The following is a 7,075-nucleotide window of genomic DNA, read 5'->3' as shown; positions in this document are numbered from 1 at the left end:
CACCGTATATAGTAACCTTAATTCTCTCTTTTGTTCTTTCTAGTTATATCAACAATTTACTGAGAATCAAACTTAAGTTGTATATAGTAACAAGTTACTATATTTCTATTTTAGAAATACTAATCTAATGGATTTTTAATTTTCTTAAAAGTATTGGTCGCCACATGGGTGTATATTTCGGTCGTCTTGCTGGAGCTATGACCTAAAAGCACTTGAATCTGTCTAAGATCTGTACCTGATTCCAAAAGATGTGTTGCAAAACTGTGCCGTAATACATGTGGGGTAACGGTATCTCTTATACCTGCTTTTGCTGCTGATTTTTTAACGATGTTCAATACACTTTCTGCGGTATATTTTGATGCCTTTCTTCCCTCGAATAAATAATCTTGCGGCTTCCACTCTCTGTAATAAAGACGGAGATCATCCAAAGCGGATTTTGATAATAAGGTATACCTGTCCTTATTGCCCTTGCCGTCCTTTACCCTTACAAGCATTCGCTTACTATCAACATCCGAAATTTTAAGGTTCAAAAGTTCACTCCGTCTTAGACCTGAACTGTACAAAAGCTTTACAATGCACCTATGCTTGATATTATTGGTGTTCTCGATAATTGAAATGATCTCCTCCTTTGATATTACCTTGGGTAGCTTGGACTCCTTTCTTGGACGTTCTATTTCATAAAATCGGTTCGGCATGCCCAATACCACCTCATAATAGAATTTAATTGAATTAATTGCCTGGTTTAGATAAGAATTGGATACGTTACGATGAATAAGCTTTTGAAGAAACGCTCTAATATCACTTTCGTTAATGGCGTTCAGTTCCTTATGCTTATAATGATTTATAAACATTTCAAAGAACGAAACATAGGTGCGCACGGTGCTATTGGCATATTTTTTTAGTTCAAGTTTTAGAAGGTACTCTTCGGGACAACATCTAAATTGGGGTATGGGTTTTCTATTGCGGTACCATTCCACATCTATTGACTCATTAGTCGTCTTTAATGGTTTGTTGGTCAAGAATCGGTTATAGTTTATCCAAACTTCACCTTTAAATGTGTTAAAGATAATGCCAAGGTTAGCTTTAGTATTCTCAATATAGGCCATATTGTACCGTTTACTCCATCTGGGGTCAGGTAGACCTTTGATTAAATTTTGTATCAACCTATCCGGAGAAAATTTGATGCCTATCATCTGTTGGCCCTTGATCATAAGATGATATAAGGTTATGGATTTTATATGCGTTGTATAAGAGGAAGCCATACTATTGAATTAATGGATAAAAGGGCAATTTATAGGATAGAATTGATTTAATCGTACCTTAAGCGAATAATGTTCGCATATACAACCACTTAAATTTAACAGGGATGAGATTACAGCATGAATGTATATATTGTAAAAAGCAACTTACAGGTAGAACGGATAAAAAATATTGCAACTTACACTGCAAGAGCGCCAACCAGTACCAAAAGGAAAAACAGAACCCGGAACGGTTTTATAACAAAGTGGACAATCAACTAAAACTCAATAGGAAGATTTTAAAGGAATACAACAAGGGAGGAAAGGTAACGATACGGTCTAATGTGTTATTGGAATTAGGATTTAATCCTAAATTTATAACACACTATTGGAAAAATCAAAAAGGAGAGGTATATCTATTTGTTTACGAATACGGATTTTTGAGCAAGAAGGATAACGGAAAAGAAAAGTATGTCTTGGTTACTTGGCAGGACTATATGGCGGTAGGGCTATAGGGCTGATCGTAAAAAAGTTTGCTTTTTTGCTGATTTTCTTTATGCGTTTTCGGAATCAACACTGAATCTACAAATGTCGTTTGCAATATGCATCTTCTAAATCTTGCGCTTGATCCCAGAATACAACTCCACATTCCTTACAATTTCTTCTGCCCTGAATAGCCAAATATTTATATAGGGTAGGTTTTGATTTAATACCTACCAACTTCATGATGTCGACAATAGGCAATTTATTCTCTTGGTAATATGTTGCAGCCAGCATCGCCTTTTGTTTAGCTTCTTTACCAAGCCCCTTTTTACGACCCAGTTGTATACCCCTTCTTCTTGCACTCTTAAGACCGGCAGTGGTCCGCTCTATAATTATATCACGTTCCAGTTGGGCTACGGCACCGAACAGTGTAATTATAAATTTGCCGTGCGCAGAAGTCGTATCAATGAACGGGTCATTAATACTCTTGAATTTAACACCAAGTTTCTCGAACTGATCGACCAATTTTAACAGGTGGGAAATACTCCTGGCAATTCGGTCCAGTTTCCAAACGATTACCGTATCTCCTTCCCTAAGTTTAGAAATCATCAGATCTAAATCATGGCGTTCTGACTTGGCGCCGGAGGAAACATCCCTGTAGATATTTTTCTCGGTGACACCTTCTTTTAAAAGTGCATCCATTTGTAAACTGGGATTTTGGGTTTTGGTGCTGACCCTTACATAACCAAAAAGCATATCTAGTATATTTATAGGTCTAAAAATAAACTAATAAATTATACCGATAAAATGAACCGCTATTTATTTGAATTTAGATTTGATTAAAAAGTTCAATAAATCGGTCGATTATATAAACCGTAAATCCTTAAAAATAGATATATAGTTAACTTCGTAATCGAAACGGGATTCGGATACACAGCTTGGACTTTTCTTTAAGTGTTTTTTAAAAATAATTGTTTAGTCAATTAAAAAAGACATTCTGGAACATAGGTAATTAATTTCCAAAAACAATTATTTCTTTTATAAAAACGATTTTTTCTGCAAATTTTCTGCAAATAAAAAACCAGCATTTCCAAAAAGCTTTGGAAAGTGCTGGTTTTACTAGTGACCTCGACTGGATTCAAACCAGTAACCTCTTGAGCCGTAATCAAGTGCGCTATTCAGTTGCGCCACGAGGCCATTTTGATTTTTCCCTTAACGGGGTGCAAATATATTTCTTTTTACATTTACCACAAAATAAAGAAGACAATATTAAATGAATTTTAAAAGCTTAATTAGAGATGTATCTAATTTTCCGGAGGAAGGAGTCATTTTCAAAGACATCACTTTGTTACTTCAAAACCCAGCTGCTCTTAAAGAAACGGCAAACGCGTTGTTTCATTTATTAGAAGGACAAAAAATAGACAAAGTGGTAGGTATGGAAAGTAGAGGTTTCATATTTGGACCTATTTTAGCCGAAAAACTCAATGCCGGATTCGTGCCAGTGCGTAAACCAGGCAAATTGCCATCTACTACCATTAGTGAAACATATGACCTGGAATATGGCACAGATACCTTAGAGATTCATATTGATGGCATCAAGAAGGGCGATAGGGTATTAATACACGATGATGTTTTGGCAACAGGTGGCACTGCAAGTGCAGCTTGTAAATTAATTGAAAAATTAGGTGGTGTAATAGTGCAATGTAATTTTCTTATTGAGCTTACTTTTCTTGAGGGCAATTCTAAAATAAGTAACTACCCTGTAAAATCTTTGATAAAATATTAGTCTAATGCTTTTGTGGTAATGAAATACCGCCAGCCGATTAGGGCCATTTGAAGTTTACTTGCTTTAGATAAATCTAAACGTTGTTTGCTGTAAGAGGGTAATAAAGCTTTATTAAGCTTGGCAATTAGTTGGTATAACTTGGTTTTCAAAGTAGTAGTTTTTACAAAAATACATAAATAACACAGCGATTTGATCAAGTCGCTAAGCTTCTATGTATAAAGATCTTTAAAATAGCTATTGATATACCAAGGTTATGATTATACTTAAGATTAAGACTATTATTAATTTTATTAAAGCAATCATAGTAGTTAGTTTTAAGTGGTTGAATTAAATTTTGATTGTTTCGGAAAGGTATAGTTGTGGTGTACTTCTTACAAATGAAATATGTTAAAATATTGCATTTGAATACTAATATGTAAGTATTTTGATGGAATTAATTACATTATTTTACCGTTCACCTAGGCTAGAGTTACATTTTAGAACCACAACATTCATATAGGTTATAGATTAACATAATTGTAGGTGGTATTTTAGATGGTTTTTGAAATTATAGGGCTCAATATTGCTGAAAATGGTGAAAATGAACCATTTCGTTCTTGCAAAAGTAGAAGTTAGGCGATATTAGAAAGTGAAATTGTTTTAAAATGAGTTTTAGAATTATTTTTTGGTTATAATTTCAATTACTCCGTTTTTAGCTTCCTTCCCGTATTTTTTCATGGCACTATCTCCTTTTAAAACATTCATGGTAGCTATCGTGCTTTCATTTAAATTATGAACCGTTTTCGAATCACTCTTTATGCCATCAATAAAAAATAATGGCTCATTAGTTTCTTCGTGGTTAGAGAATTTGAATCCATTTTCTTCTTCTTCAGATATTTTAATGTCATAATCGCCAGTTGTTGATGTACTGATTAAAAATTTCTTGTTTTTTGCATTTTCAGTGCTACTAGAAGTGGTGATTTTTTGATTTCCACTGGCATTCTTAATTGATATGGTATTTGTAATAGTGTCTATTAGAATATAGATGGGGTCAATAGTATCGTTGTCAGATGAAGATTTATATCGACTACGAACTTCTCCAATAGCTTTATTTCCTCCAGAAATTTCCATAGATAAATCTTTTATTTCCGATTTGTCATTTCTGACATTAGTGTATGAAAAATCAAATTTTTCTTTGGCAAGTCGGGTCTTGATATTTATTAATTCAACCTCCGTTGTGTTTTTGTCAATAGTTATTTCAATAGTTTGTTTTACTACGGTGCTAATAACTGGGCTGTTCAATAGGAAAATAGCGTTGGTTTTGAAACCGAGTGAACATAAAATCACAAGAGGTAAAATAAAAAGTTTTATAGAATTTTTTTTTTGAAATGTAAGTAAGATCATCATAACAAATGGGTATTTAGAATAGCATATTAAATTTAGATATTAAAATGAGATGATGCTCATTTATACCATCATTTGTCATATGCCAAGAGGTATCTTCTAATTATATTTACCAAAATTCTTTTCATGCAAGATTTCTTATTTATAGTTGGCGGACTCATTTTATTAATAGCGGGTGGAAACTGGTTGTTGAAAGCTGCGGTAGATTTATCATTGAAACTTAAGATTCCGAAAATAGTAATAGGTATGACCGTGGTGTCTTTTGCAACATCGGCACCAGAACTTATTGTAAGTATTAATGCAGCTTTGGACGGATTTCCAGATTTGGCACTTGGTAATGTGGTAGGTTCTAATATCGCTAACCTTGGTCTTGTACTTGCGACTACTATTTTATTGAGCCCTATCGATGTCAGTAAAAGTTTCTATACCACAGACTGGCCGGTAATGATGCTCGCCTCTTTACTATTTTTCTTCTTTATATATTTTGACGGAGTACTCGTGCAATATGAAGGTATAATAATGGTAGTTTTTCTTTTTCTATTCTTGATATATCTGCTACGTTTTCAAAAGCCTGCGGTTATCGATGAAGAAGATGAACCAGATGTTATGATGCCTACGTATAAAACCGCTTTATTCTTAGGTTTGGGTGGCGGAGCGCTTTGGGGCGGATCTGAGCTATTAATTTCTGGAGCGGTTGGTATGGCAACAATGTTTGGTGTTAGTGAGCGTGTAATAGCTATAACGATTGTTTCTGTCGGTACAAGTATTCCTGAACTGGCAGCGTCAATAATTGCCGTCATAAAAAAAGAAAAAGCTATTTCTTTAGGGAATCTAATTGGGTCTAATATTTTTAATCTACTAGCAGTTTTAGGTATTACTTCTATAATTACCCATATTACTGTTATGGATCAAGGTTTGTTGAAAAATGATATTTTTTGGATGCTGGGAATATCTTTTCTTATTCTGCCATTAGTTTTTGTACCTAAAGGACTACGTTTGGGTTGGAGAGATGGATTGATATTAATAGGTGTCTATTTATCCTTTATATATGTTACCATAGGGTAAGTAAAAGTTTTAAATATTAAACCAATAAAAAACGCCCTGAACAAGTTCAAGGCGTTTTTAGTATAATCAACAATTAATTTGGTATTAGAATTTAGCTGTTTTTACAGTTTTAATGATTCTAGCAGCAATTTTGTATGGGTCACCATTAGAAGCTGGTCTTCTATCTTCTAACCATCCTTTATAACCTTTTTGTACTGCGATTATTGGAATACGAATAGATGCACCTCTATCAGAAATACCCCAAGAGAAATCATTAATTGAAGCAGTTTCGTGTAAACCTGTTAAACGTTGGTCGTTAAACTCACCGTAAACCGCAATATGTTCTTTTACAAATGGTCTAAAAGATTCACAGATTGCTGCATATACCTCTTTACTACCACTAGTTCTTAAAGCAGTGTTAGAGAAATTGGCATGCATACCTGATCCATTCCAATCCATATCTTTTCCTAATGGTTTTGGATGGTACTCTATGTAGTAACCATATTTTTCGGTTAATCTGTCAAGAAGGTATCTTGCTACCCAGATTTCATCACCTGCTTTTTTAGCACCTTTTGCAAATAATTGAAATTCCCATTGTCCAGAAGCAACCTCTTGGTTAATTCCTTCAAAGTTTAAACCTGCCTCGATACATAAGTCAGCATGTTCTTCAACTAAATCTCTACCATGAGTATGTAGACCACCAACTGAGCAGTAGTACATACCTTGTGGCGCAGGGTATCCTCCAATAGGGAAACCTAGTGGTAATTGAGTTTTAGTATCCATAATAAAATACTCTTGCTCAAAACCAAACCAGAAATCATCATCTTCGTCATCGATGGTTGCTCTTCCATTAGATACGTGAGGTGTTCCATCGGCATTCATTACTTCAGTCATTACTAAATAACCGTTGATTCTGTCTGGGTCTGGGTAAATAGCTACCGGCACTAATAAACAATCAGAAGATCCACCTGAAGCTTGTCTAGTAGAAGATCCATCAAAAGACCAATTACCTAACTCTTCAATAGTTCCTTTAAAATCTTCATGCTCTTCTACTTTCGTTTTGCTTCGCATGTTTTGGGTTGGAAAGTATCCATCTAACCAGATGTATTCTAATTTAATTTTAGCCATAATGTGTTCGTTA

The 7,075-nt window shown here is 34.3% G+C and carries 8 protein-coding genes and 1 tRNA gene; 3 read left to right on the top strand and 6 right to left on the bottom strand.

All coding sequences use genetic code 11. The features are described from left to right. Nucleotides 1–119: 119 nt before the first annotated feature. On the bottom strand, nt 120–1,211 hold the full coding sequence (xerA, locus tag ACEN2N_RS14635; protein WP_441825020.1) for a site-specific tyrosine recombinase/integron integrase: 1,092 nt from the start codon (nt 1,209–1,211) through the stop codon (nt 120–122). A gap of 155 nt (nt 1,212–1,366) precedes the next feature. On the opposite strand from xerA, the gene ACEN2N_RS14630 reads away from it, so the two are divergent. After that, entirely contained in the window at nt 1,367–1,753 is a 387-nt protein-coding gene (locus ACEN2N_RS14630; protein WP_437369223.1) for a hypothetical protein, read from the top strand. A gap of 67 nt (nt 1,754–1,820) precedes the next feature. Here the strand turns inward: ACEN2N_RS14630 and ACEN2N_RS14625 are convergent, their stop codons facing one another. Beyond that, a complete protein-coding gene (locus ACEN2N_RS14625) occupies nt 1,821–2,477 on the bottom strand; it encodes a recombinase family protein (RefSeq protein WP_441825019.1) in 657 nt (218 codons plus the stop codon). Nucleotides 2,478–2,844: 367 nt separating this feature from the next. Further along, a tRNA-Arg gene (locus tag ACEN2N_RS14620) sits at nt 2,845–2,918 on the bottom strand. A 76-nt stretch (nt 2,919–2,994) separates the two neighbouring features. Here ACEN2N_RS14620 and ACEN2N_RS14615 point away from each other — a divergent pair. Continuing rightward, nucleotides 2,995–3,507, top strand: a complete 513-nt coding sequence (locus tag ACEN2N_RS14615; RefSeq protein WP_441825018.1) for an adenine phosphoribosyltransferase — start codon at nt 2,995–2,997, stop codon at nt 3,505–3,507. On the opposite strand, the gene ACEN2N_RS14610 is transcribed toward ACEN2N_RS14615, so the two are convergent. Both ACEN2N_RS14610 and ACEN2N_RS14605 read right to left on the bottom strand, forming a co-directional pair. Further along, nucleotides 3,504–3,656 carry an SsrA-binding protein gene (locus ACEN2N_RS14610; RefSeq protein ID WP_441825017.1) on the bottom strand — a complete coding sequence of 51 codons (153 nt, stop codon included), beginning with the start codon at nt 3,654–3,656 and terminating at the stop codon, nt 3,504–3,506. The genes ACEN2N_RS14615 and ACEN2N_RS14610 overlap by 4 nt on opposite strands. Nucleotides 3,657–4,164: 508 nt before the next feature. Beyond that, nucleotides 4,165–4,893, bottom strand: coding sequence for a hypothetical protein (locus tag ACEN2N_RS14605; protein WP_441825016.1), 729 nt, complete (start codon nt 4,891–4,893; stop codon nt 4,165–4,167). 123 nt (nt 4,894–5,016) lie between these two features. Here ACEN2N_RS14605 and ACEN2N_RS14600 point away from each other — a divergent pair, with 123 nt between their 5' ends. Beyond that, on the top strand, nt 5,017–5,955 hold the full coding sequence (locus tag ACEN2N_RS14600; protein WP_441825015.1) for a calcium/sodium antiporter: 939 nt from the start codon (nt 5,017–5,019) through the stop codon (nt 5,953–5,955). 84 nt (nt 5,956–6,039) lie between these two features. On the opposite strand, the gene ACEN2N_RS14595 is transcribed toward ACEN2N_RS14600, so the two are convergent. After that, the gene (locus ACEN2N_RS14595) at nt 6,040–7,062 is read right to left on the bottom strand and encodes a glutamine synthetase beta-grasp domain-containing protein (protein WP_441825014.1); all 1,023 of its coding nucleotides are present in this window, start codon (nt 7,060–7,062) and stop codon (nt 6,040–6,042) included. Nucleotides 7,063–7,075 lie beyond the last annotated feature (13 nt).

The sequence above is a fragment of the Maribacter spongiicola genome, from assembly GCF_052119685.1.
Taxonomy (GTDB): Bacteria; Bacteroidota; Bacteroidia; order Flavobacteriales; family Flavobacteriaceae; genus Maribacter; species Maribacter spongiicola_A.
Note: the sequence above shows the minus strand (reverse complement) of the source record. Positions and strands in the feature narration are given on the sequence as shown.

Coding starts and splice junctions, on each gene's coding strand:
- ACEN2N_RS14625 (WP_441825019.1), bottom strand. CDS start 2,477: ATGCTTTTTGGTTATGTAAGGGTCAGCACCAAAACCCAAAATCCCAGT.
- ACEN2N_RS14630 (WP_437369223.1), top strand. CDS start 1,367: ATGAGATTACAGCATGAATGTATATATTGTAAAAAGCAACTTACAGGT.
- ACEN2N_RS14600 (WP_441825015.1), top strand. CDS start 5,017: ATGCAAGATTTCTTATTTATAGTTGGCGGACTCATTTTATTAATAGCG.
- xerA (WP_441825020.1), bottom strand. CDS start 1,211: ATGATCAAGGGCCAACAGATGATAGGCATCAAATTTTCTCCGGATAGG.
- ACEN2N_RS14615 (WP_441825018.1), top strand. CDS start 2,995: ATGAATTTTAAAAGCTTAATTAGAGATGTATCTAATTTTCCGGAGGAA.
- ACEN2N_RS14595 (WP_441825014.1), bottom strand. CDS start 7,062: ATGGCTAAAATTAAATTAGAATACATCTGGTTAGATGGATACTTTCCA.
- ACEN2N_RS14605 (WP_441825016.1), bottom strand. CDS start 4,893: ATGATGATCTTACTTACATTTCAAAAAAAAAATTCTATAAAACTTTTT.